Source organism: Kitasatospora sp. NPDC054768, assembly GCF_053612025.1.
This window is the reverse complement of record NZ_JBSHBN010000129.1, coordinates 1-26,281: the sequence shown is the minus strand read 5'-3', so window position 1 is coordinate 26,281 and position 26,281 is coordinate 1. Positions and strand designations below refer to the sequence as shown.

General features: G+C 73.6%; 22 protein-coding genes and 3 pseudogenes. 11 read left to right on the top strand and 14 right to left on the bottom strand.

Features of this window, described 5'->3' with window-relative positions; translation table 11 throughout:
* Positions 1–326, top strand: a pseudogene (locus ACWGKU_RS30065) (hypothetical protein); the annotation flags it as partial.
* Here the strand turns inward: ACWGKU_RS30065 and ACWGKU_RS30060 are convergent.
* The 3 genes from ACWGKU_RS30060 to ACWGKU_RS30050 all read right to left on the bottom strand — a co-directional run bounded on the left by ACWGKU_RS30060 (position 318) and on the right by ACWGKU_RS30050 (position 2,850).
* Complete coding sequence (locus ACWGKU_RS30060; RefSeq protein WP_452180087.1) at positions 318–1,301, bottom strand: IS630 family transposase; 984 nt, start codon at positions 1,299–1,301, stop codon at positions 318–320. The pseudogene ACWGKU_RS30065 and the gene ACWGKU_RS30060 sit on opposite strands and share 9 nt — an antisense overlap.
* Before the next feature lie 235 nt (positions 1,302–1,536).
* Complete coding sequence (locus ACWGKU_RS30055; RefSeq protein ID WP_401050065.1) at positions 1,537–1,941, bottom strand: MarR family winged helix-turn-helix transcriptional regulator; 405 nt, start codon at positions 1,939–1,941, stop codon at positions 1,537–1,539.
* Between the two features lie 57 nt (positions 1,942–1,998).
* Positions 1,999–2,850, bottom strand: coding sequence for an SDR family oxidoreductase (locus ACWGKU_RS30050; RefSeq protein ID WP_452180086.1), 852 nt, complete (start codon positions 2,848–2,850; stop codon positions 1,999–2,001).
* 109 nt (positions 2,851–2,959) lie between these two features.
* Here ACWGKU_RS30050 and ACWGKU_RS30045 point away from each other — a divergent pair, with 109 nt between their 5' ends.
* Together ACWGKU_RS30045 and ACWGKU_RS30040 are read left to right on the top strand one after the other, a co-directional pair.
* On the top strand, positions 2,960–3,457 hold the full coding sequence (locus ACWGKU_RS30045) for a MarR family winged helix-turn-helix transcriptional regulator (protein ID WP_452180085.1): 498 nt from the start codon (positions 2,960–2,962) through the stop codon (positions 3,455–3,457).
* A 219-nt stretch (positions 3,458–3,676) separates the two neighbouring features.
* A pseudogene (locus tag ACWGKU_RS30040) lies at positions 3,677–3,769 on the top strand (IS5/IS1182 family transposase); the annotation flags it as partial.
* A gap of 55 nt (positions 3,770–3,824) precedes the next feature.
* Here the strand turns inward: ACWGKU_RS30040 and ACWGKU_RS30035 are convergent.
* Positions 3,825–4,313 (bottom strand): DUF5959 family protein, encoded by a 489-nt coding sequence (locus ACWGKU_RS30035; protein ID WP_452180084.1) that lies wholly within the window; start codon positions 4,311–4,313, stop codon positions 3,825–3,827.
* A 172-nt stretch (positions 4,314–4,485) separates the two neighbouring features.
* On the opposite strand from ACWGKU_RS30035, the pseudogene ACWGKU_RS30030 reads away from it, so the two are divergent.
* The 4 genes and pseudogenes from ACWGKU_RS30030 to ACWGKU_RS30015 form a co-directional block, all read left to right on the top strand.
* Positions 4,486–4,699, top strand: a pseudogene (locus ACWGKU_RS30030) (IS1380 family transposase); the annotation flags it as partial.
* Positions 4,700–5,072: 373 nt separating this feature from the next.
* Positions 5,073–5,474 carry a YccF domain-containing protein gene (locus ACWGKU_RS30025; RefSeq protein WP_380547632.1) on the top strand — a complete coding sequence of 134 codons (402 nt, stop codon included), beginning with the start codon at positions 5,073–5,075 and terminating at the stop codon, positions 5,472–5,474.
* 330 nt (positions 5,475–5,804) lie between these two features.
* Positions 5,805–6,446: a TetR/AcrR family transcriptional regulator gene (locus tag ACWGKU_RS30020; RefSeq protein ID WP_452180083.1), complete on the top strand. Its 642-nt coding sequence runs from the start codon at positions 5,805–5,807 to the stop codon at positions 6,444–6,446.
* A 49-nt stretch (positions 6,447–6,495) separates the two neighbouring features.
* Positions 6,496–8,931 carry a LuxR C-terminal-related transcriptional regulator gene (locus ACWGKU_RS30015; RefSeq protein WP_401050613.1) on the top strand — a complete coding sequence of 812 codons (2,436 nt, stop codon included), beginning with the start codon at positions 6,496–6,498 and terminating at the stop codon, positions 8,929–8,931.
* Positions 8,932–8,996: 65 nt separating this feature from the next.
* On the opposite strand, the gene ACWGKU_RS30010 is transcribed toward ACWGKU_RS30015, so the two are convergent.
* Together ACWGKU_RS30010 and ACWGKU_RS30005 are read right to left on the bottom strand one after the other, a co-directional pair.
* On the bottom strand, positions 8,997–9,164 hold the full coding sequence (locus ACWGKU_RS30010; protein WP_452180082.1) for an LxmA leader domain family RiPP: 168 nt from the start codon (positions 9,162–9,164) through the stop codon (positions 8,997–8,999).
* A gap of 174 nt (positions 9,165–9,338) precedes the next feature.
* The gene (locus tag ACWGKU_RS30005; RefSeq protein ID WP_452180081.1) at positions 9,339–9,506 is read right to left on the bottom strand and encodes an LxmA leader domain family RiPP; all 168 of its coding nucleotides are present in this window, start codon (positions 9,504–9,506) and stop codon (positions 9,339–9,341) included.
* Between the two features lie 300 nt (positions 9,507–9,806).
* Between ACWGKU_RS30005 and lxmK the strand changes: the two genes are divergently transcribed.
* From lxmK to ACWGKU_RS29990, 3 genes are read left to right on the top strand one after another with little or no spacing between them, the layout of a single operon-like run.
* A complete protein-coding gene (gene lxmK, locus ACWGKU_RS30000) occupies positions 9,807–10,979 on the top strand; it encodes a class V lanthionine synthetase subunit LxmK (protein ID WP_452180080.1) in 1,173 nt (390 codons plus the stop codon).
* A gap of 52 nt (positions 10,980–11,031) precedes the next feature.
* Positions 11,032–12,114 carry a T3SS effector HopA1 family protein gene (locus ACWGKU_RS29995; RefSeq protein WP_452180079.1) on the top strand — a complete coding sequence of 361 codons (1,083 nt, stop codon included), beginning with the start codon at positions 11,032–11,034 and terminating at the stop codon, positions 12,112–12,114.
* 10 nt (positions 12,115–12,124) lie between these two features.
* A complete protein-coding gene (locus tag ACWGKU_RS29990) occupies positions 12,125–13,138 on the top strand; it encodes an LLM class flavin-dependent oxidoreductase (RefSeq protein WP_452180078.1) in 1,014 nt (337 codons plus the stop codon).
* A 45-nt stretch (positions 13,139–13,183) separates the two neighbouring features.
* On the opposite strand, the gene ACWGKU_RS29985 is transcribed toward ACWGKU_RS29990, so the two are convergent.
* The 8 genes from ACWGKU_RS29985 to ACWGKU_RS29950 form a co-directional block, all read right to left on the bottom strand.
* Positions 13,184–13,615 (bottom strand): SRPBCC family protein, encoded by a 432-nt coding sequence (locus ACWGKU_RS29985; RefSeq protein WP_401055364.1) that lies wholly within the window; start codon positions 13,613–13,615, stop codon positions 13,184–13,186.
* Positions 13,616–13,696: 81 nt separating this feature from the next.
* Complete coding sequence (locus tag ACWGKU_RS29980; RefSeq protein WP_452180077.1) at positions 13,697–15,328, bottom strand: AMP-binding protein; 1,632 nt, start codon at positions 15,326–15,328, stop codon at positions 13,697–13,699.
* A gap of 138 nt (positions 15,329–15,466) precedes the next feature.
* Positions 15,467–15,706: a chaplin gene (locus ACWGKU_RS29975; protein WP_359905472.1), complete on the bottom strand. Its 240-nt coding sequence runs from the start codon at positions 15,704–15,706 to the stop codon at positions 15,467–15,469.
* Positions 15,707–15,805: 99 nt separating this feature from the next.
* Entirely contained in the window at positions 15,806–16,183 is a 378-nt protein-coding gene (locus tag ACWGKU_RS29970) for a hypothetical protein (protein ID WP_452180076.1), read from the bottom strand.
* The gene (locus ACWGKU_RS29965; RefSeq protein WP_401053510.1) at positions 16,180–18,756 is read right to left on the bottom strand and encodes an Hsp70 family protein; all 2,577 of its coding nucleotides are present in this window, start codon (positions 18,754–18,756) and stop codon (positions 16,180–16,182) included. The genes ACWGKU_RS29970 and ACWGKU_RS29965 overlap by 4 nt, the downstream gene beginning before the upstream one ends.
* Positions 18,757–18,787: 31 nt before the next feature.
* Positions 18,788–19,525 (bottom strand): nucleotide exchange factor GrpE, encoded by a 738-nt coding sequence (locus tag ACWGKU_RS29960; RefSeq protein WP_452180075.1) that lies wholly within the window; start codon positions 19,523–19,525, stop codon positions 18,788–18,790.
* Complete coding sequence (locus ACWGKU_RS29955) at positions 19,522–19,944, bottom strand: hypothetical protein (protein WP_452180074.1); 423 nt, start codon at positions 19,942–19,944, stop codon at positions 19,522–19,524. Before ACWGKU_RS29955 ends, ACWGKU_RS29960 begins: the two co-directional genes overlap by 4 nt.
* Before the next feature lie 115 nt (positions 19,945–20,059).
* The gene (locus ACWGKU_RS29950; protein WP_452180073.1) at positions 20,060–24,208 is read right to left on the bottom strand and encodes a hypothetical protein; all 4,149 of its coding nucleotides are present in this window, start codon (positions 24,206–24,208) and stop codon (positions 20,060–20,062) included.
* Between the two features lie 241 nt (positions 24,209–24,449).
* Between ACWGKU_RS29950 and ACWGKU_RS29945 the strand changes: the two genes are divergently transcribed.
* A complete protein-coding gene (locus ACWGKU_RS29945) occupies positions 24,450–26,237 on the top strand; it encodes a serine/threonine protein kinase (protein ID WP_452180072.1) in 1,788 nt (595 codons plus the stop codon).
* The last annotated feature ends 44 nt before the right edge of the window (positions 26,238–26,281 follow it).

Genomic DNA, 26,281 nt, shown 5'->3' with positions numbered 1-26,281 from the left:
CCACCACCCCGCCGGGAACGGACGCCTCCGCCGTCGCAACCACCGCCTCCGCCGCCACCACCCCGCCGGGAACGGACGCCTCCGCCGTCGCAACCACCGCCTCCGCCGCCACCACCCCGCCGGGAACGGACGCCTCCGCCGTCGCAACCCCCCCGCAGGCCCCTCCACCGCCGGCATCCGCCGCCCCGCTGACACAAACCACCCACCCCGCGGGCGTCGGCCTGATCACCGCCGCAATCGCCGCAGCCCTCGCCGCCGCCATTGCCGCAGCCGCCGTCCTCCACCGGCGATCCAAGCGCCGTGGAGCATCCGAGGCCTCATCCTGACCGTCCGCGATACGCGGCCAAACCCGGCCCGACGAATGCGGGTGTTGTCGGAGCGCGCCGATCGGGCAATCGCTCGCGCCCGCGACGCCCGTCTGTCGGACGAGGACATCGAGGTCCTAGCCGAGGGCACCCGCGCCGAGCCCCCGCCCACCGCGCTCGCCTACTGCCACGGCGACTTCGGCCCGCGGAACTGGCTCGTGCGCCGCGACGGCGACCGGCTGGCGCTCGCCGGTCGAGGCTGGCCAGCAGATCATCCAGGTCGGAGGTGGTGAACCTCCACTGGAACGGCTGTGCCGTGGGTTCGCAGCGGCCAAAGACACGGGCGCGATGGACGTCGTAGGCGGCCAGGTAGGCCAGGGCGCCGCCGCGGTTGTAGTCGTGGTTGACGCGCATCGCCCGGGCCTGCCCGGGTGCCAGGGTCGGGCGGCAGCGGCAGCGCGCCTGGATGGAAGTCTTCTCGTCCGCGGAGAGCACGTACTCGTCCTGGCCCAGCGGGGCGCCGTCGAAGGTTCGGGCGTACAGATCCAGCACGCGTGCGGCCTTGGGCCGGAAGGCGGGGTCGCGTACGGAGATCCAGGACCGGTACTGCCAGGGCTTGAGCGTGTCCCGCTTGAGCCAGCGCCGCACGGTGGAAGTGGAGATCGACCCGGCGATGGACCGGGCAACCACCTCCCGGGCCAGCTCCGGGCACAACCAGCGTGCCAGCGGCGCGCCGGTCCTGGCGGTTAACTGGCAAGCCAGCGCCTTGACCTCGGCAACTTGCAGCGCGGTGAATGAGACCGGCCGGCCGGACCGCTTACGGTCGGCCAGGGCCGGCAGGCCGCCAGCCGCGAACCGGCCCCGCCAGGTACGCACCGTGTCCACGTGTAGCCGCGTCTGCGCGGCGATCCGGGCGTTGGAGCGCCCCCGGGCGGCCAGCAGAACGACGGTTGCTCGCTGCCGGGTCTGATGCGGGGTCTTGTGGCCGTAGGCCATCTTCTTCAGCCGGTGGCTCGGAGGCGGTCAGCATGACGGGCATGGCGGAGGCGAGGGGCATGGGAGGAAAGCGGCCGATCCTTCGGGGGCAGCGGGGAACGGGCCGACACCGGGCCGCACCTGTTCCTCCAATTTTGGTGGCATTTCCGCACGCTGGCCGTTGATGCCTGACCAACTGTGGGTGAAAACTGCTCGACCGCACGCGGTGGTCACAGTCGCCGGTCGACGACCGTGATCAGCGGGTCTCGAGGTTGTGGGTCATGCATTCGAGGACGCTGACGGCGGTGCGGTACTCCTCCGTGGTGATGCCGGTCATGGACAGTTCGCGGAAGGCGCTGATCTGGTCCTCGACGGCGACGAGGCGCTGGCGGCCGTTCGTGGTGAGCACCAGCCGGCCAGGTGCGGGGCGGGTGGCCCAGTCGTCGGCGAGAGCGGTGTCGATGGCGGCGGTCAGGGTGGAGAGGTCGGCGTTGGGTGCGAGGGCCGTGTGGACGTCGGTGTCGGCGGCGTCGGGGGTGTCGCGGATGACGCTGAGGACCTGCCAGGAGATTCGGGTGAGGCCGAACTCGTCGAGCATGCCGTTCATGTAGCGGGTGAGGGCCTTGTCGGTGCGGTTGAGCCAGTAGCCGATGGGCTTCATGGTGATGGTCCTTCAGTGAAGTCGGGTGGGCCGAGCAGGGCGCGGGAGCGGCGGACGTCAGCGCGCGGCGAACGCGGTGAACGCGGCGGCGTTCTCGGTCGCCCATTGCCGGAAGGTGCGCGCGGGCGTGCTGAGCAGGGTTTGGCTGGTGTCGGCGATGGGGGCGGGGCCGGCGGAGGCGGCAGCCCACAGGGCGAGCAGGGAGCTGGCCATCGGGGCCGGCATGAAACGGCCCATCTGCTGCTCGGCCTGCTCGTGAGTGATCGTCTCGACGCGGATGTCGCGGTCGAGGACGTCGGCCAGGACGGCGATCTGCTCGCGGAAGGTGAGGGACTGGCCGCCGGTGAGGGTGAGCGCGCGCCCGCGGAGGGCGGTGTCGGTCAGGGCTTCGACGGCGATGTCGGCGATGTCCTCGGGGTGGATGGGCGCGATGTGCGCGTCGGGGTAGGCGAGCTGGATCGGCAGGCCGTGCCCGATGAAGTAGGACCAGCCGAGGGCGTTGCTGGCGAAGGCGTCCGGGCGCAGGAAGGTGCAGGGCAGGTTGGCGATGGTGAGGGCGCGCTCGACGTGGAGACTGTGCGAGGCAAGTGGGTCGGTCTCGGCGTCGGGGGCCAGGACCGAGGAGGAGGACAGCAGGACGATGTGCTCGACGCCAGCGGCCTGTGCGGTCTCGACGAAGGCGTCGATGCCATCGGGCTGGGGATAGAGGAAGACCTGGCGCACGCCGTCGAGCGCGTCCGGGAGGGTCTCGGACCGGCTGAGGTCGACTTCGGCGACGTCGACGCCGCTCGGGACGGCCAGCTCGGCGGGCTTGGCGCTGGCGGCGCGGACGGGCAGGCCGGCGGCGTGCAGGCGGTTGATGACGGCCTGGCCGACCTTGCCGCGGGCGCCGGTGATGAGGATGGTCATGGAGACTCTCAGAGAGTTCGAAGCATGCTCGTGACATATGCATGATTGCATGCACATAATTTCCCGTCAACACATGCCTTCGGCTGCTCACGGACATTACGATGGGTGCATGACGACGAACGAACCGCAGATGGCCGAGGAGCTGCTGAACGCCGTGGGCCCCGCGTTCTCCAAACTGCGCCGCACCTCGCTGCTGGAGGTCGAGAACCCCATCTCGGCCAAGGACCTGAGCCGCACCCTGGTCCTGAACATCGTCCTGGAGCACACCCGGGACTCCGACAAGGAGATCACCGTCGGAGCCGTGGCCGAACTCCTCGGCGTCGACCCCTCGGTCGCCAGCCGGATGGTCGCCGACAACATCAAGGCCGGCTACCTGATCCGTGCCGCCTCCCAGCAGGACGGCCGCCGCACCGTCCTCCTGCTCAGCCCCGAAGGCGCCGACCTCATGGCGCGCTTCCGGCGCCACCAGCGCGCGGCGTTCGAGTACATCACCGCCGACTGGGCCGAGCGCGACCGCCTGGAGTTCGCCCGCCTGATGCTCAAGTACGTCGGCTCCCTCGCTCAATTGAACGATCGCGGCCTGGCTGAGGACGCCAAAGGATCCTGACCGCAGGCCCGTCTCCCCTTGAGGCTTGGCCGATTGCGGGATGCGTTATGAGGCCGGCGTATCGCAGGTCAGGCATCGTGCGGCGGACGCTCCAGCAGTTGCAGTCCCAGTTGCATCCGCCTGCGTTCAAGAGCGTCCGACCCGGCGCCTAAGAACTCCTAACGAAATGATCTTCAAGGTGGTTGGACCGCTCCGGGACCGTTGATCCGGGGGTGTGGGGTGGCTCGGCCGAAGCCGTGGCATGTTGATGACGAGCTGTGGGCGGTGGTCGAGCCGCTGTTGCCGAAGGTGGAGCGCCGAGTTCGACATCCACGAAGCCTTCCTGGCCCTCGGCCGTGCGCTCATCTGCTGGCGGCGGCTCGTCTCCCTACCCTGACAGCATTGGCACCCAGTAGTTCATCACCTGGTGCAGGCGTTGGCGGTGGTCGGCAATCCAGTCGTCCGGCGGGACGAGCGGGACGCGCACGGTGACCATGGATCCCGACTCGTCCTCTACGACCACCTCCGGGCAGTCACGCTCGCCGGTGAGTTGGATGAAGATGGACGGCCCTCTGCTCATCTCCATCCAAGCGACGTCTTCGCCGGCGTCGAGCCTCTCCAGCGCGTTCGCCCAGCTTTCCAGCTTCGAGACGTACAACGCCAGGTCGATGCGGCCGGACACGAAGGGCGTCTTGACGACGATCTCGGCATCAAGGCCAGCAGGCCACCTGGAGTTACGTCCCAGAACGTTGACGGTGACGCTGGTCCCCTCGTCATCGGCGAGGGAGACGAGCTTCCTCGGAGGACTGTCGCCCATAGCTACCCTCTCATCGGCGAGTACGGAGAGATCCTCACCCGACCGGAGGGCATCCTTCACCTCATTTTGTCAGCAGTTCTAAGCACCGTTGCAGTAACCATGACAGGGCTTCAGCTCTTGGATTGTGTCCCGGGCTTGCCAGACCGGGCCCAACTCGGCCGTCAGGTCAGCAATCATGGCCTGCGACAAGCCGGTGATCAGACGCTCCGAGACGATCAATACGCGTGTCACGATCCTCGCCGACGACGGCGAGGCGATCGCCAACCTCGCGCCGCTGCGCGACCAGCCCGAGGTCTTCGACCCGGTCGCCTCCACACAAGACCGCGTGGCGACTGCTGGCCGGCATCGATCCTGCCGCGCTCGCAGCGTTGCGCTCGGCCCGCGCCGCCGCCCGCGAGATCGCCTGGCTGCAGGTCGGCGAGACTCGCCACGGCATCTGTCCGCGTACTGATCTGGGCTCTGGCAAGATTTTCGTAGCCGGAAATCATCTCGTCCCGGCGGTGGGTAGCTGCTGACGGTGCTCGACTGAACTGGCTTCGCTGTTCCCGCACTTGGCGGACGTGATTGTGACCTCGGTCGATGGGTCCGGTCCCGTCGCTCGGCACTGCCACGAAGGAGAAGGCAGTACTCGGCAGTCTCTCGATGTCGGCCGCCGCGCACCTGGCCCTCCTCGGCGGGCGCTGAATCCGAAGGAGTCCCTATCTGAGGCTGCAGCCCGGACCGATCCCTGAGGAACGACCCCTAAGGGCGTAGACACGCTCGCCGACGGGCATGGCACGGTCGTAGTGCAACGCCATCAGCCGTGAGAAGGTACTAAGCATGAGTGCAGTGAAGTTTATCCTCAATGTCATCTGGTTGGTTTTCTGCGGCATTTGGATGGCTCTTGCCTACGTGCTCGCCGGAATTATCTGTTGCCTTCTCGTAATTACCATTCCATTTGGCATTGCTTCGTTTCGGATTGCCGGCTTCATCCTGTGGCCGTTCGGGCGCACGGCGGTGGAACGGCCGGACGCCGGGCCGGCGTCCTGCGTGGGGAACGTCATCTGGCTGGTCTTCGCCGGGTGGTGGCTGGCGATCGGGCACCTGATCACCAGCATCCCGCTGTTCCTGTCGATCATCGGCATCCCCTTCGGCTGGGCCAACCTCAAGATGATCCCGATCTCGCTGATGCCGCTCGGCCGCGAGATCGTGCCGACCGACCAGGAGTGGGGCGCGCGGTAACCGCCACGAGCACCGATGGCCGACGAGGACGGAGATCCTCGTCGGCCATCACTGTTTGCGCCGGTCGGGCCCGTGGCAATGCCAGGCGGAGGCGGAGGGGTGAAGCTGCTCCACGCCGGGCGCCGGGACGCGATCCCGTTCGCAGTGGTGCCACCGTCGGATCCGGCTCGACCCGGGCATCTTGCACGCCACAGACTCGTTGACGTACTTCCGGGCGCGAACGAGCAGACGGTCTGGTCCTGTTGACTGGATGTCTGTACAGTCAACCGTCATGGCGGCCGAAGCCCTGGAGCCCGCGTGTCACCTCGCTCACCTCATGTCAACGCCCGGTTGCGGGAAGCGTCCCGCGAACGGATCGTCACCGCCGCCATCGACGTCCTGGCCAGGAAGGGCTTCCACCAGGCCACCGTCTCCGACATCACCGAGCAGGCAGGTGTCTCGCGCGGGCTGATCAGCTACTACTTCCCGACCAAGCACGCTCTCGCGGACGAGTTGCTGGACCGCTACCTGGAGGGCATCGACCAGCTCCTGGACGTCGAGGGCACTCCGGACGAACGGTTGTCCGCCATCATCGACCGCGCACTGCTGGCGGCCCACCGCACGCGTCACATCCAGCAGATGGCCCTGGGCCTCATGATCGATCCGGGGACGCACCCGCTGTACGCGGCGGCGGAGGCCAGGAAGGACCGGCTGCTCGGCGAACTGGAGGAGCGGCTCCGCGAGTTGTTCCACTCCCGCGGGGCCGAGGACCCTCACCTGGAGGGGATCATGCTCCGCAGCCTGCTGGAAGGGGTGACGGTCAAACTCGTCATCTACGCCGACCAGTACCCACTGGAGCCGATCCGCCGCCGGATCCACGCGATGTACCAACTCCCTTGCCCAGCAAGCGCTCTGATCGAGGATCAGCCCTGGCCGGCCGGGCCGATGCGCGCCACCGGCGCGACGCCCGAGCCGACCGGCCCGTCACAATGAACCCACACGGCCGGGTCACCCACCGCGCCGGCACGTTCTGGAGACGCGTATGACGTCCGCTGATTTCGCCGACGCGGCAGCGACGGCCGCCGACCGGCTGTCCGGGACCGGACCGCCGACCGTCGCCCGACCGCCCGCCGCCACCGGCCCGTTCCCGATGGAGACGGTCGGGCGGGCCGGCGAGCTCGCCGAGGTACTGGCCGTTCTCGAACGGCCGGACATCGACGGCGTGCTGCTGTCCGGGGCGCCGGGGATCGGCAAGAGCCGGCTCGCCGAGGAGGTCGCGCTCGCCCACCGGACCCGCACCGGCGGAACGATCGGCCGGATCGCGCCGGCACCCGGGGACGGCTGGGCGGACGGCCTGCGCCGCTGGATCACCCGAACCCGCGAATCCGACGACGCCCCGTCCGTACTGCTGTTGGACGGCGCGCGACGCGACCCCGACCGGCAGGTCCTGGCCCGGCTGGCCCGGGCGCTGGCCGGGACGGGCGTCAAGGCCCTGGTCACCGCGCGCCGGCCGGTGGCGCAGGACGGCTTCGCACACCGGAGCGTTCCCCCACTCCCGGTGCCGCTGGACTGCTGCGCCATCGACGTCGAGGCGTTGGCCTCGGTGCCCTCCGTCGAGCTCTTCGTGGCCTGCCTGCGCGCCTTCAACCCCGCTTTCCAGGTCGAGCGCCACAACCAACTGGCCGTCGCCCGCGCCTGCGTGGAACTCCACGGCAACCCCGGGGCGATCGGCCTGGCCGCACGGATCGCGGCCCTGGAGGGGCCGGAGGTCCTCTGGGCCGCCCTCGACGGCCAGTCCCGGGCCGGAGCGCTTCCGGACCGGCCCCGGCCCGCCATCGACGGCCTCGCCCGGTTACTGGACGCGTACGGCCCGGACGACACCGAACCCGAGGCGCTGCGCGGCCTGAGCCACGCCGGACGCCGACTGCTCGCCTGCGCCCGCGTGTTCAGCGGCGGCGCAGGACCCGAGTCGCTCCGGCAGATCTCCGGGGTCGGCCTCGACGAGTACCCGGCCGCCCTGGAGTCACTGCTCGGCCGGCACCTGCTCAGCCTCTCCGCGCTTCCCTCGGGCCGTCTCGACGGCTACACCCGAACCCGGCTGCACCTCTCCTTCGGCCGCTGGTCGTACCGACCGGACAAACAGACGGGTGAGCCGGCGAACGGACTGGAGGACGTCCGGCTCGCCCACGCCCGGCACCACGCCCGGCTGGCCGGATCCACCGTCCGCCTCATGACGGGCGGCCCGCAGGCGGGAGGGATCATCGCGTTCCGCAGCGAGGAGGGGAACATCCGCCGGGCGCTCGACACACTGGTGGCCGCCGGGCTCGCGGAAGAGGCGCTCGACCTCGCCGAGCTGTCCCGGGTGTACCACTACGCGATCGGCACCCCGTTCGACTGGCCCGCCGGACTGGCCTCGCTGGGCGGCCCCGACGCCGACCGGGACAGCCGGCGACGGACGGCCCTGCTGCTGGCCGAGGCCGCCGTCCGCAACGACGAGCCGGAAGCGGCGCTGGCCATCCTCGACGGGGTTCGGCCCGGCGACGCGGGACACGAGGACCCGGCGGACGGCGGGTTCACCGTCAGGATCACGCACCTGCGCGGGATCGCCATCACCCCGAGCCGCCCGGACGAGGGGCTCGCACTGCTCCACCAGGCCATCGAACCGGGCGCCGACGGCGGCCACCTGGCCCGTCGCCGGCTGCTCGACACCGCGCTGGCCGAGTTCCTCCACCGCTCCGCGGGCACCGCGGCCGCGCTCGCCACCCGCGCGCTCGCCGAGGCCATCCAGGCCCGGGACAACCTGGTCGCCGGCCTCGCGCTGCTGCACCTGAGCGCGTTCGCGGCGGCGGCGGGACGAGCGGCCGACTCGACCAACTACCTCGACCGCGCACTGGCCACACTGCGCCCCCTCGGAGCCCCGGCCGCGCTCGGCGCGCTCCTCGCCCTGATGGGCAGCCCGCTGCTGCCGGGCCCCGCCGCGCGCGCCGCCGCGGTCGCCCGGGCGCTGGGCTGCTTCCACACCGTCCGGCGCCACCTGCTCGACGACCCGACGGAACCCGACTTCACCGTCGGCCGGGTCGAGCGGCGGCTACTGCTCGGCGACCGCGAGTCGCTCGCCGCCATGGCGGCCGGTGCGGTGGTCGAACTCCCCGACCTGATCCGTGACTTCGCGCTCGGATGCGTCGCCGCGCGGACGCCCGGCGACCCGTCGGAACCCGTTCCGGACCGGCCCGCCGTGTCCTCCCGGGCCACGGCGGCCGAGCCGTCCGCCGACACTGTGCTGACACCTCGTCAGAACGAGGTCGCCCGGCTGATCGCCGAGGGCCTGAGCAACAAGCAGATCGCCCGGCAACTGACCATCTCCGAATGGACCGTGGTGAACCACATCCGCGAGACCATGCGCAAGCTCGGCTGCTCCTCCCGCGTGGCGATCGCCGGCTGGGTCCACCGCACCGCGTCGACCCCCCGGGAACGCTGAGTGCCGAACGCCGCCGCCGGCACGGCCCGAGGACCGTGCCGGCGCCACGACACTTAGCCGAACGCTCAGTTGCAGCCCCTCACGATGACGGTGACCAACACCGAGATCGAGATCGTGATCGTGGGCGTGGGCGTGAACCCTTCCGTGCCGTCGGGGATCGACACCAGGTCGTTCCGCGCGGCCGCCGGCGTGGTGTAGGCGGAGTAACCGCCCATCAGGTCACTGCTGTCCATGCTGACTCCATTCGTTCACACGTCCGCTGCCGGTTGCAGCACCGCGGGGACCTCGCCCTTCGGGCTCGGTCAGGTAGACGGGCTGTACGGGGCACGGAGCCCGGCCGCCCCGGGATCGCGGCGGCACGGGGTCCGTGCCGTGGGAGCCCGAGCCGGACGCTCGGTGCGCCCCTCCTACAGGAGGGACATGGTGGCCGGGCTCACGATGATCGAGATCACCGAGATGATGGTGACGACGGGCGTGAACCCCTCCGTCCCGTCGGGGATCGACACCAGGTCGTTCCGGGCCGCACCCGGCGTGGTGTAGGCGGAGTAACCACCCATCAGGTCGCTGCTGTCCATGCTGACTCCATTCGTTCACACGTCCGCTGCCGGTTGCAGCACCATCAGCACACCAGCCGCCGCCCCCACCCGCCCAGAGGCAGACAACTGCGCCCCCGGGGAGGCGGATCCGGATCTCCCGCCAGTTCCCTGCCGACACGTCCGACGTCCGGTCGGAACCTCACCGTTCCGCCCGCCGTCCGGCAGGGACGTGCGGCGCACGACCCCGTCCGGCAGGGCTCTGCCGCCCCCGCCGCGGGCCGTGCCTGGCAGGACCGTGCGGCTGCCCGTCAGGGGACGCCGCCGCCTACCGTGGCTCCCATGGCAGCGACGATCACCGCGATCCGGGACACGGCCGGAACGCCGACGGGGCCGGTCCCCGACATGGACCCCGCCGGCGTCTTCGCACCGGTTCCACTCGACCACGTCCCCGATGTCGTCCAGGCTCTCGAACGCCTGGGCGTGGCACCCTTCGCGGACCGGACGCCCATCAGCCGGCCCGGACGGAACGACAACTGGGCGGGCCCGACCACCGACGGCCGGGAGGTGTTCGTGAAGCGGCTCGCGCAGCCGCTCGCCGCCGAACGCTTCGACCGGGCCCGTGCGTTCGAACAGGTGCTGGCCGCCGGTCGCCCTCCGGAGCACTGGCACTCGCCGGCCTTCCTCGGCGCCGACCCCGGGGCCCTGCTGCTGGTGCACGAGCGCCTGGTCGACGCGGTGCCGGGCAACCTGCTCGCCGATCAGGGCCGCTTCGACGCCGCGCTGTCGCACCGGGCCGGCCTAGCGCTCGCGGAACTGCACCGCATGCCGGTCCACCCCGCCGACCTGCCCGAACCCGCCACCGGAGGGCGGGAAGGGTCCACCGCCCGGCTGGTCGAGCTGACCACCGAGGACTACGCCGCCGCCAGCGGGGGCGAGTTGGAGGTGTGGTCGATGCTGCAGCACGACAAGCGGGTCCGGGCCGCCCTGCGGGAACTCGCCGGGTCGAGCGCGGCCGCGCCCGCGGTGCCGATCCACGGCGACCTGCGGCTCGACCAGTTCCTGCTGTCCGGCGACGACCTGTACCTGACGGACTGGGAGGAGTTCCGGATCGCCGACCCGGCCCGGGACGTCGGCGCGTACGTCGGGCAATGGCTCCATCGGGCGGCCGTCGGAATGTTCGCGGGCCTCGGGCCGGACACCCCGGTCCCGCCCGCCGAGGTCCACGAGGCGCTGATGCGCAGCGGCACCGAACAGCTCGACGCGGTGCGTCCGCAGATCGCCGCGTTCTGGTCCGGCTACCGCCGGGTTCGCTCCGAACCCGACGCCGACGAAAGGCAGTTCACCGCTCGGGTGACCCGGTACGCGGGCTGGCACCTGTTCGAGCGCACGATCGCCACGGCGACCCTCGCCCACCGCCTCACCGCCGTCCTCCGCGGGGCCGCCGGGGTGGGCCGCAACGCGCTGCTCGACCCGCTCCGGTCCGCCGAGGTGCTCGGCCTCGTCCAGGACTGACCGCGGGCCCACGCCCATTCGTACGGATCGACAACGGGATCAGGAGACGATCGTGTCCCATCAGCATTCCCCGGCCCCGCTCTCCCCGGCCCTGCGCGCGGCGCTCGGCGGCCTGCGGATCACCGACAGCACGCCGCGGGTCGAGGTCGACGACGACCTGGTGGTCGCCGCGGACACCTGGGGCGAACTGCGCTCGGCGCTGGCCGGCCTGCTGTACGAGCGCTGGCACGCCGGCATCGTGCGCCAGGAGGGCCCGGCCCGGATGCCGCGGCGCAGCGAGACCTTCGAGCGCGAGCTGATCGCGGCCACCGGCCACACCCGGACCGTCGCGGCGGGTGTGCTCCGCTCGCCGGTCGAGGCAGCCGACGGCGGGGCGGACGGTCCGGTGCGGGTCGAGTTGGGCCGGGTGCTGGTCGGCGTGCGGCCCGGCGCGGTGCGCTCGGACGGGCCGCCGGCCGTCGGCAGGCCCTGCGTGGTCGAGCTTCCGGCGGTGCGTCCGGCGCTGTCGCCCGGCTTCCTGCTGGTCGACGGGCCCGACGGTTCGCCGGTCCGGGCCGGCGAGTTGCTGCGGCTGTACGTGCACCTGGCGGAACCCGGTGCCGCCCCGCCGGTGTGGCGGGCGCTGCTGGAGCGGCTGGCGGGCCTGGGTGTGCGGTACCGGGCGAAGGTGCTGTCCCGTCCGTGGACGTATCCGCGACGGGACGCCGCGGTGGTGTACCTCGACGCCGCGGACGCGGCCGTCGCGCCGGTGCTCGCGGACGCCGTGGCGAGCCTTCCGGGAGTCGCCGGGGACACGTCGGTCTTCGCCACCCCGCTGGGCCCCGGTGTCGCGCTCGCCTGGGAGCCCCGCGACGAGCGGGACGGCTGGGGCGGGCGCAGCTTCGGCCAGCACCGGGCGGCGGCGGTCGCCGACGGTGTCGTGCGCCGTGCGACCGATCCGGCGGGCCCGTCGCTGGAGGAGCAGGTCGCCCAGGCCCTGCGCGAGGCGTCGGCGTCCCCCGCCGAGCCGGCCCGCAACCTCGGTTCGCCGGCCCTGCCGGTTGCGGATGTGCCGCTTGCGGATGTGCCGCTTGCGGATGTGCCGCTTGCGGATGTGCCGGATGCGGAAGTGCCGGATGCGGAAGTGCTGGTCTGAGGTGGCGGGGATGACGAGTTCGCGCAAGGTCTCGGTGCTGTATCCCGTCCAGGTCCAGGACCCACGGGATGTCCTGCCGCTGGCCGAGCTGGTCCGGGAGGGGGTCGCCGCGCGGCTCTGGCTGGGCCAGTCGGTGGCGTTGGAGTCGCATCATGTGCTGGCGTATCTGGCGGGTGCGGGCTGCCGGATCCCGGTCGGCCTGTCCGTGGCGCTGACGGCGCTCCGGCATCCGTACGATGCGGCCGTGCAGGCCCGCACGCTCGGCGTGCTGACGGGCCATCCGCCGGTGGTGGGTTACGGGGCGGGCGAGCCCGGCTTCGTGGCCGCGCTGCACGGCGCACCCTACGCCCGTCCGGCGGCGGCGGTGGCGGAGTACCTGGACGTCCTGCGCCGGCTGCTGCACGAGGGGCGGTTGGACCACCACTCGGGGCCGCTGTTCCCGATGCGCGGGGTGGTGCTGCCCAGGATGTCGGCGCCGGCCGGAACCACGCCGCCGGAGGTCGGCGCGGGTGTGCTGCGCCCCGGCATGGCCCGGGCGGCGGGTTCGGTGGCCGACACGGCGATCACCTGGCTGACGCCGCCCGACTATGTGCGGGACGTCCTGGCTCCGGCACTGGAGAAGGGCGCCCGCGACGCCGGGCGGGAGCGGCCGCGGATCGTCACCGTCGTCCATGCCGTGCTGGACCGGCCGGGGCGCAGTGCGATGGTGCTCGCCCAGCGCGGGACCAGAGTTCATCTGTGTGCGCCCCACTACGTGGACATGCTGCGCCGGGCGGGTCTGGACCTCGATGTGTCCGACCCGGTGTCGTCCGCCCGGGAGTTGGTCGAGGAGGGCGTCTTCCTGTTCGGCGGTCTCCGAGAGATCCGGGCGGGCATCGAGCGCCATTTCGAGGCCGGTATCGACGAAGTGGTGATCAACCCGGTCGCTGTCGCGGAGTCCTACGGCGTCCCGGCGGCGGTCGCCGACCTGCGGGAGATCCTGGAGGGCGGCGGCCCGGACCGGTCCCTGAGGAACACCCCCTGAGGGCCCTCGGCGGGAGGGGAAGCGCAGGTCCGTACGGGAGGGCGGTCACCCCGTGAGCCGTCCCTCCAGGGCGCGCAGGTCCGCGGTGAGCGCGGTGCGCACCTGGCGGGACAGCAGCGGCCCGGTCAGGCGGAAGCCGCCGCGGACGCGGATGCGGGCGAAGGTGCCGGCCTGGGTGGGCTCGAAGGTGTAGGTGACGCGCATGGGCATCGGTCCGGCGACGGAGACCATGTCGAGGAGCGTCGGCGGGTCGTGGCGTGCCACGCGCAGCACGTACGAGAAGGTCCGGCCCAGGAAGCGCGCGGTCCGGGTGATCTCGGCGCCCGCGCCGAAGCCGCCGGTGTCGGCCTCCCGGGTGAGGGTGGCGTCGCGGATGCCCTGGGTCCACTCGGGGTCGTGGCGCCAGTCCATCGCGTAGGCGGCGACCGTGGCGGGCGGGAGGGGGATCAGGCGTTCCACTGTGACGTCGAGGGGCATGATCACACTCTCCCGCCGGGCGGGCCACCGCGCTCCCCGGACGCGCCCGGGCGGAGGGGCGCCCGGGCCGGGGCCCGGGGACTACAGCCCCAGGATCCGCTGGGCCTCCGCCCGCATCTCGACCTTGCGGATCTTCCCGGTGACCGTCATCGGGAACTCCTCGACCACGTGCACGTAGCGCGGGATCTTGACGTGGGCGAGCCGGCCGGCGCAGTACGCGCGGACGGTCTCGGCGGTGAGCGGCTCGGCGCCCTCCCGCATCCGGATCCAGGCCATCAGCTCCTCGCCGTACCTGGTGTCGGGCACGCCGATGACCTGGACGTCGAGGATGTCCGGGTGGGCGTGGAGGAACTCCTCGATCTCGCGCGGGTAGAGGTTCTCGCCGCCGCGGATCACCATGTCCTTGATCCGGCCGGTGATGGCGAGGTAGCCGTCCTCGTCCATCACCGCGAGGTCCCCGGTGTGCATCCAGCGGGCGGCGTCGACGGCCTCGGCGGTGCGCTCGGGCTCGCCCCAGTAGCCGAGCATGACGGAGTAGCCGCGGGTGCACAGCTCGCCGGGTTCGCCGCGCGGGACGGTGCGGCCGGTGGCCGGGTCGACCACCTTGGCCTCCAGGTGCGGGCCGACCCGGCCCACCGTGGCGACCCTGCGCTCGACCGGGTCGTCGACCCGGGTCTGGGTGGAGACCGGCGAGGTCTCGGTCATGCCGTAGCAGATGGACACCTGCGTCATGCCCATCCGGCCGATGACCTCCTTCATCACCTCGCTCGGGCAGGGCGAGCCGGCCATGATGCCGGTGCGCAGGCTGCCGAGGTCGTAGCGGTCGAAGTCCGGGTCGGCCAGTTCGGCGATGAACATGGTCGGTACCCCGTACAGCGAGGTGCAGCGTTCGGCGGCGACGGCGGCCAGGGTGGCGCCGGGCTCGAAGGAGGGGGCGGGGATGACCGTGCAGGCGCCGTGCGAGGTGGCGGCCAGGTTTCCCATCACCATGCCGAAGCAGTGGTAGAAGGGCACCGGGATGCAGATCCGGTCCTGCTCGGTGTAGTTGAGCAGCTCGCCGACGAAGTAGCCGTTGTTGAGGATGTTGTGGTGCGAGAGCGTCGCACCCTTGGGGAAGCCCGTCGTCCCGGAGGTGTACTGGATGTTGATCGGGTCGTCGGGGGCCAACTCGCCCTGACGCTCGGCGAGTCGGGAGGGGTCTGCCCGCCCGCCGGCGGCGGTCACGGCTTCCCAGGCGGGGCTGCCGAGCAGCAGCACGCGTTCCAGCTCCGGGCAGCAGTGGCGGACTTCCTCGATCATCCCGGCGTAGTCGGAGGTCTTGAAGCGCTCGGCGGCGACCAGCAGCCGGATGCCGGCCTGGTTGAGCACGTACTCCAACTCGTGCGAGCGGTAGGCCGGGTTGACCGTGACGAGGATCGCGCCGAGCTTGGCGGTGGCGTACTGGGTGAGCGTCCACTCGGCACAGTTGGGGGCCCAGATGCCGACCCGGTCCCCCTTGGCGATCCCGAGCTCCAGCAGTCCGAGCGCCAGGGCGTCGACGTCGGCGGCGAGTTCGGCGTACGTCCAGCGGCGGGCGGTGGCCCGGTCGACCAGGGCGTCGCGCTCGGGGAAGGCGCGCACCGCGCGGTCGAGGTTCTCCCCGATGGTGTCGCCGAGCAGCGGGACGTCCGAGGTGCCGGAGGCGTAGCTGCGCGGGGTCGGCGTGGTCGGCACGGGCTGGCTCCTGGGGACGGCGGTGCGGGACGGGGACCATGGTCGCGGGCCCCGGCCCCGCGCCGCCACCCCCGAACGGGGGTGCGCACGCGGCGCTGGGGCCGGCCGTCGGTCGACGGGCGGCCCCAGCGCGCGGGGTCACTTGTTGATGCAGGTGTTGCCGGTGACCGGGTTGAGGAGCGAGATGATGCCGATCGAGTTCCCGCAGACGTTGGCCTCCAGGTTGATCGGCACCTGGATCACGTTGCCGGAGAGGATGCCGGGCGAGCCGATGGCGGCACCGTTGGCGGTGGCCTCGCCGGCGGAGGCGGTGCCGGCCCCGGCGAGGACCGCCGTGGCGGCGAGGGCGGCGGCGGCGAAGGTGGTACGCATACGCATTGCGTCACTCCTTGTGAGCAGAGCGGGTCGAAGTGTGACGATCACACCTCGCCCACGATCACAAGCGATCAGCTCCTCCGCACGCCGGATTGCCCCGTCCTAGGGCGTGTCGGCCTCCCGCCCCCTCCGCGCCGCCACCGCGGGAGCGGCGACGTTCAGTGATTCCAGCAGCTCCCGGGCCGGATACAGCCCGGGCTCGGCCGCCACCGCGCGGTGCAGCAGGCCGAGGGCGAGCGACTCGTTCCCGGCCGCCAGGGCGTCCAGCGCCCGGTTGTAGTCGATCCGTCCGGCGTAACGCAGCCGGAACAGCACCGACAGGTCCTCCCGGCAGGAGGGGCAGCGCAGGGTCTGCGGATCCGCCGGGACCCTGCACAGCGGACACGGCACCTCGGGCGCGTCCGGGATCCCCTGGACCCCCTGGGCCCCCGGGGCCACCGGGACCGCCGGGACCTGCGGGAAGGCGTCCACAGCGCTCATCGCGGCCCCGCCTCCTCGGGGCGGACCGGGCCGAGCGACTCCTGGGCCGGCTCGCTCCCCAGCTCCCGCTGCGCCTGCGCGTACAGGGCCAGCAGATTCGACATGTGGGTGTTGACCTCCGCCATGTTGGGCGCCTCCACCGCCTCGTCCAGCCCGCGCAGCTCGGCCATGATCAGCTGGCCCAGGGCGGGCGAGACCATGTTCTGGGTCACGTAGACGTTGCACATGGTCAGCATCCGCATGGTGTGCCCGAGCGCGTCGCACAGCTCGTCCGCCCGCTGGGCCGCGCGCACCGCGCCCTCCCAGTCGGCGGCCTCGCGGCGCAGCCGCAGCTCCGCGGCCACCGACCGCAGCCGGTCCAGGTCGCTCGGATCGAGGTGCTTCTCGCAGTAGTGGATGAACAGGCTCAGGTACGCCTCCGAACCGCGCACCCAGCGCTGGGCCTTGAGCTGCTGCTGGGCCCGCTCCAGCGCCGCGTCCACCGACCGGCCGCGGGTCTGCCCGGCCGCCAGGTCGTCCAGGCTGTCCATCAGCCGCTGTGCCTCGCGCATCTCGGCCTCGGTCAGCTCGCCGCCCCAGCGGTCGGTGAAGGACTCGATCTGCCGCTGCTGCTCCTCGACCTGCACCTTCAACTCGGGGTCGAGGGTGACCCGTTCCAGCTTGACGGTCTTCTCGGCGCCGCCCTGGATCCGCACCGACAGGGTGATGGTGCGGTCCCGGTCGAGGCCGAAGGAGACCTCCACCGGGGTGCGGCCGCCCAGGCCCTCGGGCAGCCGCAGGGTGAGGTGCCCGATCAACTCGTTCTGCTGGGCGATCTCGTGCTCGCCCTCGTAGACCGCGATCTCCAGCCGCTGCCGGCCGCTGCCGGAGACCACGAACTCCCGGCTGACCGGCGAACTCGTCGGGTAGCTGGTGTTCTTGGGGATGATGACGGCGAGGCGGCCGTCGTTCAGCTCGATGCCGAGGTTCTTCGGGGTGATGTCGAACGGGTTGGTGACCTGCGCCAGCTCGCCGCAGCCCGGGCAGACCTCGCAGCCGGGCGGATTCACCAGGCCGCAGGAGGCGCAGCGCAGGCCCACGTCCTCGGCGGCGGTGCCGGCCACCTTGGTGTGGCCGGGGGCGGCCGAGTTGAGCGGTTCGCCGCACAGTTCGCAGGCGGTGACGCCGGGGGCGGCCGGAGTGCCGCAGCGCGGGCAGTTGCCGCCGTGCACCACGGCGGTGGCCCGGGTCTGCTGCGGGACCGTCGCGCCGGCCCCGGTGGCGCCCGAACCGTCCAGCGCCCGCTCGCACTTGGGGCAGGCGGCGGAGTCGGCGTCGACCGGGATGTGGCAGGTCGGGCAGGAGACCCGGGCGCCGCCGAGCAGGGTGGTGGCGCAGTTGGCGCAGTTGGAGGCGGACAGGTCGCCGGGGGCCCGGCACTCGGGGCACTCCACCTCGCCGACCAGCGCGGACTGGACGGCCGCGCCGAGCGCCACGCACTGCATCGGGTTGACGCCGCGCCGGATCCGGCGCGGGCCGAAGACCTCGCCGAGCCGGCGGGCGACCAGCGGGATCGCGGTCGAGCCGCCGACCAGCACCACCTCGTCGATGTCCCCGACCGTCAGGTTGGCCTGCATGATGGCCTTGTGGGTCAGTTCGATGGTGCGCTCGATCCGGGCCTCGATCAGCTCCTCGAAGCGGGCCCGCTCGAACTCCGTCTCCAGCACCAGCTGCCCAGCGCCCAGGCCCGGCAGAATGACCTCGGAGGACTCCTGGTTGGAGAGCTCGATCTTGATGGTCTCGGCGGTGGCGGCGATCTTCGGACGGTCGCGCAGGTCGGGCTGGTACTCCGCGCCGTACTCCTCGCGGATGTCCTCCAGCAGCGCGGTGGTGATCCCGCGGTCGAAGTCGTCGCCGCCGAGCAGGTTGTCGCCCTCGATGCCGAGTACCGAGACCGAGCCGGGCACCAGCAGCAGGATGGAGATGTCGAAGGTGCCGCCGCCGAGGTCGTAGACCAGGACGGTCCGCCCCTCGTCGCCCGCCTCGGAGGTGATGCCGTAGGCGAGGGCGGCGGCGGTCGGCTCGTTGATGATCCGCAGCACGTGCAGGCCGGCCATCCGGCCCGCCTCCTGGGTGGCGGCGACCTGCCGCTCGCCGAAGTAGGCGGGGACGGTGATGACGGCGCGGTGGAAGGGCTCGCCGAAGCGCTGCTCGGCGTCCTCCTTGAGGCGGTGCAGGATGATCGCGGAGATCTCGATCGGGGTGTACGAGCGGCCGTTGAACCAGACGTTGACGTCGCCGTCGGTGCCCGCGGTGACCTTGTAGTCCACCTCCTTCAGGGCCGCCTGCACCTGCGGGTCCTTGAACTTGCGGCCCATGAAGCGCTTGACCGAGCGGATCACGTTGACGCCGTCGACGGCGATCCGGCTGCGCGCGGTGGAGCCCACCAGCAGCTCGCCCTTGCGGCCACTGCCGACCACGGACGGCGTGGCCTCCTGGTTCTGCCGGTTGAAGATGATCTCCGGCTCGCCCCGGCGCAGGTGGGCGACCACGGAGTTGGTGGTGCCCAGGTCGATGCCGAGTGTGCGGTACATGTCGTTCCCCTCTTGCCCCTCGTGGTCCTGGCTACTTCTTGCGCTTGGCCTGCTTGGCCACGGCCCTGCCCCGGCGGCGGGCCCGGGGCGGGGCCGCCTTGGGCTGGGCCCGGGTGACCGGCGCGGTGGCGTCGGCGGTATCGGCGGCGGTGGCGGGCGGGGCGGCTTCGGTGGCCTCGGGCGTCTCCGGTTCCGGCAGCGGGACCGGGAAGTGCGCCTCCGCCGCCCCGTCCTCCAGCCGCGGCTGCGGGTCCGGCTCCGGCTCCGGCGCGGCGACCACCACCTGGGCCCGGCGCAGCACTTCGTCCCCCCAGAAGAACCCGGTCACCACCGTCCGCACCACCGTTTCCGGCGCCACCCCGGCGCGGGGCTCGGTGCCCACGATCTCGGTCAGGTCCGGGTCCGCCGTCATGCCCTCCAGCCGCATCGGCCGCACCTTGGCCTTGGCGAGCTGCCCGAGCAACCGCCGCCGGGTGGCCTCCAGTCCGGCGCCGCGCCCGAGCGCCACCAGCTCGCGGTCCAGGCCGAGGGCGGCGAGCGCGTCGTCCACCTCGACCAGGATGCCCAGCAGTTCGCGCTGCTCGGCCCGGGCGGCCTGCTTCTGCTCCGTCAGCTTGCTCCCCAGCAGCGAGGCCCGGAAGAGCAGCCGGCCGAACGCCTGCTCCAGGTCGACGTCGTCGACGCCGGGCGGGATCTCCAGCCGCCGGCGGCCGTCGAGCGGGTCTGCGGCGGGCGTGCCGGTGGGTGCGTCGGCGGGTGCGTCGGTCATTCGGGAACCTCGATCTGCGGCAGCACGGACAGGTCCGCCGCGTAGCGGGCGGGGACGGGTGGTTCGGGGTCGGCGCCGCCGGGGGCGGGCTCGGCGAAGTCGGCGGCCAGCTCGGCGCGGTGGAGGGCGGGCAGGGCGGCCGGCGGCAGCGGTGGGCGCTCGATCACCAGCAGCGGCTCGGCGAGCGCGGGGGCGAGCAACTCGGCGGCCTGGTCGACCGGCTCGGGAGGGAGGGGCTGCTGGAGGTCCGCCTCCAGGCGCCGGTCCGGGCTGCGCAGCAGCGCGGCGGCCTCCTGGATCTGCTGGCGGGTGTACCGGCCGGCCCGCATCGCCGGTCCGACGGCGAGGTTGATCTCGCGCACGCCGGCCGTGAGCGGGATGCCCAGGACCTCGTACGGCGACGGTTCGTTCAGTGGCATGGCGGGCGGTCTCTCTCCTCACGGTGTCGGGGACGGCTCGGGGTGGCGGCCCGGGTGACGGTCTGCGGTCTGCGGCGTACGGTCTAGGACGACGCCAACTGCCGTGCGGTTGCCGTCAGTAGAGCGAGTTGATCCGCCGCTGCATGACGTGCAGCTCGACGTCGTCCGGGCTGTACTCGACGGCCTTGCGGGCCAGGTCACGGGCCTCGCGCAGCTTCCGGGCATTGGCCTGCTGGACGGCGAAGGAGCCGTAGACGATGCCGAGTTCGCGGCGCAGCTTGTCGGTGTCCTCCGCGGTGCCGGACAGTTCGAGCGCCTCTTCCAGCAGCCGGATCGCCGCGCGGTAGCGGCGGCCCTCGTAGTGGCTGATGGCCTTGCCGCGCCAGACGCTGACCATCAGCCGGCGGATGTCGGTGGAGTCGTCGTAGGACCTGGCCTTCTGGAGCATCGCGGCCTGGTCGGTGAACGGCTGGTCCTCCATACCGTCCACCACGTGGTTGGCCAGCATCACCGAGACCCGGCGCGGGGCCTCCTGTTCGACCCCGCCTTCCCATTCCGGGTCGGCGCGCAGCGCCTCGGCCATCCACTCGACGGCGCGCCGGCGGTCGTCGGCGAAGGCGGCCGAGCGGGCGAGCTGGCGCAGCACGAAGGCGAGGCCGAGCCGGTGGTCCGGATCGGGGTTGAGTTCGATCAGCGCCCGCCAGGCTTCGGCGGCCTCCACGAGTTCCGCGTCGGTGGCGTCGGCGTGGCTGAGCTGGCCGGCCCGGTTGCCGAGGGCGGCCTCCAGGAAGTGGCGGGCGGTCGGGTCGTCGGGTGCCAGCTCCAGGCTCTTCTCCAGCAGCGCGAGGGCGCGGGGGTAGTCCTTGTCCTCGTTGTTGATCTTGCGCGCCCACTGGGCGTAGGTGGCACCGAGGTCGCCCTGCACCTCGGGGTCGTCGGGGGCCAACACCAGGGCCTTCTCCAGGAGTTCGGCGGCCCCGGCCTGGTCGTCCAGGTTGTTCTTGAGCAGCGCGCGGGCCGCTCGCAGGCCGGACTCGGCGGCGATGGCGGCGGCGTCGGCGGGCAGCCTGGCACCGGGGACGGACCGGGCGCGGGTGAGGCTCTCCAGGGCCTCGCGCCAGTCCTGGTTGCGGTGGTGCTCGCGGGCCTGGCTGACCAGGGACTCGCCGAGCAGCGACTGCCAGTCCTCGCCGCGCCGCTGTTCGGGCACCGCGTCCAGGGCGGCGACGGCGGCGGCCTGCCGGCCCTGGAGCTGCAGGTAGCGCTGCGCGCCGAGGTCGCCGAACAGGCCGAGGGCCCGGGTGGGCGCGGGCGCGTCGGGGCCGGCGGGCCGCCGCCAGGCCCGTACGGCCTGCTCGAAGGCCTCGGCCCAGCCGGGGAGTTCGGGATCGTCGCGGAGCAGCCCTTCGAGGGCGGGGCCGAGCGCGAGACGGCGGGCCGGGCGGCCGGGCAGGGTGATCCGGATGTCCTCCTGGGCGAAGGCGTCCGCGCAGTGCGCCTCCATGCCGAGGCGCAGCGTCCAGGCGGTGACCTCGTCGCCGCTGCGCCCGGCGGCCCGGTCCAGGGCGCGCAGGTCGTCGCGGAGGCGGTCGAGCAGGGCGGCGCGGGCGGCGGCCAGCCGCTGGGGTTCGGCGGTGCGGCCGGTGATCCGGGCGGACTCGGTCCACAGCTCGGGCTGGTGCAGGGCGGCGACCAGGCAGCCGAGCGTCCAGGCCCAGACCTCTTCGCCGGGGGAGTCGGGGGCGCCGGGGGCGTCAGGCGCATCAGGGGTGCCGGAGGCAGCGGCGGCGGCGAGCCGGTAGCCGGCCAGGCCGAGGGCGTGCAGCAGCCGGGGGTGGGCCGGGTCCTTGACCAGCAGCTCCCGGTAGACCTCCCAGGCCTCGCGGTGGCGGCCGTCGAGGGCGGCCTGGTGCGCCTCGTGCTCGGCCAGCAGGACGAGCGCGCCGGCCGCCCGCTCGCGGCCCGGCAGCTCGTGTCCGGGGGCGAGTCGGAGCGCCTGGCGCAGGTCGACGGCGGCCGGGCCGAGCCGCCCGGCCGCGAGGGCGGCGCCCGCCCGGCGGACCAGGACGGCGGCGCGGGCCGTCCCGGCGTCCGCGGGCAGGCCGGCCAGGGCCTCGTCCAGCCGGCCGAGTTCGGCGCGCAGCAGGGCGAGGTCGAGCCGGACGGGCGCGGCGGCGGCGCCCTCGCCGAGCGCCTCGGCCCAGCGGGCGAGCACGGGTTCGGCTTCTTCTGGGGTGCCGGCCCGGCGGGCGCAGTCGAGGACGGCGCGCAGGGCGGGGGCGGCGCAGCGCACGCAGCGGGCCGAGCCGGCGGCCTCGGGGGTGTGCTGGTGGTCGGTGCAGGCCTCGCGGCCGCAGCCGCCGCAGGTGCCTGCGGCGGGGCGGTCGCAGAGCGCGCAGTCGCCGGTGGGCGCCGCGCCCGCCGCCGTGCCCGAGGCCAGGAAGTACCGGTACCAGTCCAGTGCGGCGGCCCAGTTGCCGGCCCGTTCGGCGAGCAGGGCGCGCAGCCGGGCGGTCGCCGGGTCGCCGGCCGGGTCGGGCGGGCCGAGCAGGGCGATCGTCCGGGCCGGGCGGCCCGCCAGCAGGGCGACGGCGGCCAGGTGGTAGCGGTCGCGCAGGCCGCTGCCGGCGTCGAGCAGGGTGGTGACCGGCTCGGGGGTGCCCTCGGCCAGGGCGAGGGCGGCCCGCAGCCGGGCCTGGCGGTGGGTGAGGGCGCCGGGCAGGGTGTCGGCGAGGGCGAGCGCGGCGGCGGCGCGGCCGCGCGGTTCGGCGTGGTCCCGGCCGGTGACCAGCAGGTGGGCGGCCTCGCGCAGGGCTGCTTCGCGCAGGGCGGCCCGGTAGCCGGGGGCGGCCGGGTGGTCGGCGGTGGCCTGCTGCCAGAGTTCGCGGGCGGCCGTCGGGTCGGTGGCCAGGCGGGTGCGGGCGAGCCGGTCGCGGGCCAGGGCCCGGCGGGGGCCCAGGTCCTCGTCGTCGAGCGACTCCCAGCGGGCGAGGGCGCCGGCCGGGTCGTCGGCGCGGGCGCGGGCGAGGCCGTGGTGGAAGGCGGCGACGGCGGTCCAGCGGCTTCCGGGTTCGGTGTCGGCCTCGGCGCGCAGGATCGGCTCGGCCTGTTCGGCCTGGCCGGCGGCGAGCAGGGCGGCGCCGAGCCGGACCCTGGCGGGGCGCCAGTCGGGGGCCCCGCCGAGGCCGGCCCGGTAGTCGGCGGCGGCCTCGGCGGGGCGTTCGGCCCGCTCGTGCACCAGGGCGAGGCCGAGCCGGGCCGGGGCGAAGTCGGGCCGGACGGTCAGGGCGGCGGTGAACTGCTCCCGGGCCGGTTCGTCGGCGCCGAGCAGCAGGGCGAGCCGGCCGAGGGCGTAGCGGGGGCGGGGGTCGGTCGGGCTCTCGCCGGCGGCGGCGGCGAGGTCGGCCCAGGCCTCCTCGGTGGCGCCGAGGCGCTGGCGGGCCAGGCCGCGGAAGAGCAGGCTGTCGGTGCGCAGGGCCGGGCCGCGCCCCCACGGGGAGGGGTCGCCGGGGCCGCGGCGCAGGGCCTCGTCGAAGGCGGTGACGGCGGGTCGGTCGCGGTGCAGGGTGTAGAGCTGGGCGCCCCAGCGGAACCAGAGTTCGCCGCTGCCGGTGGGGGCGGCGGCGGCGAGCAGGGCCTCGGCGTCGGCGGCCCGGTCGGTGGCGCGCAGCAGGGCGGCCCGGGCGAGCACGGGCCAGTCCCGGCCGGGCAGGGCGGCGAGGGCGGCGGCGGTGACGTGTTCGCGCTGGTCGGGGGTGCCTTCGCGGCAGCGGTGCTGCAGCCAGTCGACGGTGCGGGCGGCGGCTTCGGCCTCCTCGCCGGGCTCGGCGCCCGCGGTGGTGGCCTGGAGGAAGGCGAGCAGCGGGCCGAGGTCGCCGTCGGGGGCCTGCATCCGTTCCTCGGCGAGGCGGCGCAGGCTCCACCGGGGCAGCTGCCGGGCCGGGTCGGCGAGCAGCGGGTAGGCCTCGCGGTGCAGGGCGAGGGTGGCCTGCTGGTCGCCGGTGGGGGCGGTGGCGTCGGCCTGGCCGAGCAGGGCGAGGCCGCGCTGCGGGCGCAGTTCCTCGGGGGCGTCGGCGAGTCGGCGGGCCAGCCGGGCGTAGCGGCGGCGGGCCTGGGCGGCCCGGCCGGCGGCGAGCCGTTCGGCGGCCGCGGCCAGGGCCTTCGTCACTGCCGCGGCGTCCAGGGTCCGTCGGCGGCGGGCCAGGACGACGGCGGCCGCACCGGCCAGCGCCAGCACGACCAGCAGCACCGCTATCAGTGCCATGCACCGTCCCCCTGTGTTCGGACACCGACCATCGCATGATCAACTGCCTTTGGGCGATCATGAGTTGACTTCGTGTCGTGATGTTGCCCGGGCGCCATCAGAATAGGCCCTCGATCGGACGGACGAACAGGAAAGAGCACTATCCTGGGCATCGCGTCGCCGGCGGAACGGCAGTACGGCAGCGGCTCAACAGCAGCGCGCCAACAGCGCGTCCACAGCGGTCAGTAGCGTCGGGGGTCGTGTGTCGGAGTCGCGTTGGGTGCCCGGGCTCCGGTTCGGGCCGGAGTTCGACCCGGAGCAGTACGAACTCCTGGAGTTCCACCACCGGGGCGGTGAGGCCGAGGTGTGGCGGGCGGTTCGCACCGGACACAACGGGCGCAAGGAACTGGTCGCCGCCAAGATCATGCTGGAGCGCGACCCGACCGAGGTGCGGCGCTGGCTCGGCCGCTGGGACGACGTCTCGCACAACGCGCACCGGCTGGGCGTCACCGACCTGGTGGTGCCCAGCTTCCTGCTCGGCCCCTCCCCGCACCGGCCCGGAACCCCGCCCGGCGGCGCGCTGCTGGGCTACCAGATCTCGCCCTGGGTCGAGGGCGCGCCGCTGCACACCTGGGCGCGCGGCCAGCGCGGCGGCCCGTCGGCGGTGGCGGAGGTGCTGACCCGGCTCTGCCGGATCGTCGACGAGCTGCACCGCAAGCGCTGGGTGCACCGCGACATCTCCCCCGCCAACGTCCTGGTGGACGGCCAGGGGCAGGTCAAGCTGATCGATCTGACCTTCCTCGCCCCGCTGGACCACACCCTGACCGTCGCGGTGTTCACCCCCGGGCACGTCCCGCCGGAGGCCGAGCAGGTGGGCGGCTTCCCGACCACCGCCAAGGACCTGTTCGCGGTCGGCACCCTCGCTCGCACCCTGCTGCTGCCCGACCACGGCCGGCTGGACCACCGGCTGGCCGCCGAGCAGGCCCGCGCCGAGCTGCTGGCCGCGGGCTACGGCGAGGAGTTGGCGCGCTGGGCCTGCGAGCCGCTGGCCCGCGAGCCGGACCGCCGCCCCTCCCCGCTCGGCCCGTGGGCCGCCCGGGGCCGCGAACTGCTGCGCGGCCACCGGCCGGTGGCCCGCACCGCGGGTCTGGCCGTGCTGCCCGACCCGGCCGGGGGGCCGCTGGTGGTCACCGGCGGCGCCGACGGCACCGCGCTGGCCGGGCCGGGCAGCCGCGACCGGCGCCTTCCGGCCGGCCAGGGCCTGTCCGCCGTACGGGAGTTGAGCGCCGGCTGGGCCGGACCCCAGGGCGAGCTGGTGGTCTGCGCCGAGGACCGCGGCGGCACCCTGTGGGTCGGTACGGCGACCGGCTGGTGGGAGGCGGCCCGCGGGGTCAACGGCCTGGCGGGCGCGGTCGGTTCGACCGGGGAGATGACGGTCTGGACGGCGGCCGGCGGCGCGCTGCGCTCCTACCGCTGGGCCCCCGGCCGCACCCTGACCGGGCAGGAACACCCCGGCTGCCCGGCCGACCGGGTGCTCGCCGCCGAGGAGGAGCGGCCCGGCGCCTGGCTGCTGCTGGTCGAGCACCGCGAGCGGGTGCTGAGCTGGCGGCCCGGCGCCGCGCGGCCGCCCGTCCCGGTGGGCCCGGCCGGGCCGCTGCGCGCCGGGGCGCTGGCCCGCACCTCCGCCGGACCGCAGGCCGCCACCCTGCGGGCGGACGGCTCGGTCCAGTTGCACACCCTCGGCGCGGCCGGGGCGGGCACCGAGATCGGCGACGGCGAGCCCTCGCTCGGCATCGCCATGGTGGGCCACCGCGGCGGCCCGACCGTCGCACTGGCCGGCGCGGGCGGCGTACGGCTGCGGCTGCCGGCCGGCGGCGCCTCCCGTCGGCCGCGCTGGTGGCGGCCCACGCTGCGTCCGGCCACCCGGGTCGCGCTGGCCATGGGCGATGACTGGAGGCTGTGCCTGGCGGCGGTGGTGGAGGGCGAGTTGCAGGTGTGGCAGGAAGACGCGGCATACCGCTGGCAGGCGGTGGGGCTGCCGGAGGACTGACCGGCCGGACCGACGCCGAGGCCCCGGAACCCTTTGCGGGGTTC

Coding starts and splice junctions, on each gene's coding strand:
- ACWGKU_RS30060 (WP_452180087.1), bottom strand. CDS start 1,301: ATGGCCTACGGCCACAAGACCCCGCATCAGACCCGGCAGCGAGCAACC.
- ACWGKU_RS30055 (WP_401050065.1), bottom strand. CDS start 1,941: ATGAAGCCCATCGGCTACTGGCTCAACCGCACCGACAAGGCCCTCACC.
- ACWGKU_RS30050 (WP_452180086.1), bottom strand. CDS start 2,850: ATGACCATCCTCATCACCGGCGCCCGCGGCAAGGTCGGCCAGGCCGTC.
- ACWGKU_RS30045 (WP_452180085.1), top strand. CDS start 2,960: ATGACGACGAACGAACCGCAGATGGCCGAGGAGCTGCTGAACGCCGTG.
- ACWGKU_RS30025 (WP_380547632.1), top strand. CDS start 5,073: ATGAGTGCAGTGAAGTTTATCCTCAATGTCATCTGGTTGGTTTTCTGC.
- ACWGKU_RS30015 (WP_401050613.1), top strand. CDS start 6,496: ATGACGTCCGCTGATTTCGCCGACGCGGCAGCGACGGCCGCCGACCGG.
- ACWGKU_RS30010 (WP_452180082.1), bottom strand. CDS start 9,164: ATGGACAGCAGTGACCTGATGGGCGGTTACTCCGCCTACACCACGCCG.
- ACWGKU_RS30005 (WP_452180081.1), bottom strand. CDS start 9,506: ATGGACAGCAGCGACCTGATGGGTGGTTACTCCGCCTACACCACGCCG.
- lxmK (WP_452180080.1), top strand. CDS start 9,807: ATGGCAGCGACGATCACCGCGATCCGGGACACGGCCGGAACGCCGACG.
- ACWGKU_RS29990 (WP_452180078.1), top strand. CDS start 12,125: ATGACGAGTTCGCGCAAGGTCTCGGTGCTGTATCCCGTCCAGGTCCAG.
- ACWGKU_RS29985 (WP_401055364.1), bottom strand. CDS start 13,615: ATGCCCCTCGACGTCACAGTGGAACGCCTGATCCCCCTCCCGCCCGCC.
- ACWGKU_RS29975 (WP_359905472.1), bottom strand. CDS start 15,706: ATGCGTATGCGTACCACCTTCGCCGCCGCCGCCCTCGCCGCCACGGCG.
- ACWGKU_RS29970 (WP_452180076.1), bottom strand. CDS start 16,183: ATGAGCGCTGTGGACGCCTTCCCGCAGGTCCCGGCGGTCCCGGTGGCC.
- ACWGKU_RS29965 (WP_401053510.1), bottom strand. CDS start 18,756: ATGTACCGCACACTCGGCATCGACCTGGGCACCACCAACTCCGTGGTC.
- ACWGKU_RS29960 (WP_452180075.1), bottom strand. CDS start 19,525: ATGACCGACGCACCCGCCGACGCACCCACCGGCACGCCCGCCGCAGAC.
- ACWGKU_RS29955 (WP_452180074.1), bottom strand. CDS start 19,944: ATGCCACTGAACGAACCGTCGCCGTACGAGGTCCTGGGCATCCCGCTC.
- ACWGKU_RS29950 (WP_452180073.1), bottom strand. CDS start 24,208: ATGGCACTGATAGCGGTGCTGCTGGTCGTGCTGGCGCTGGCCGGTGCG.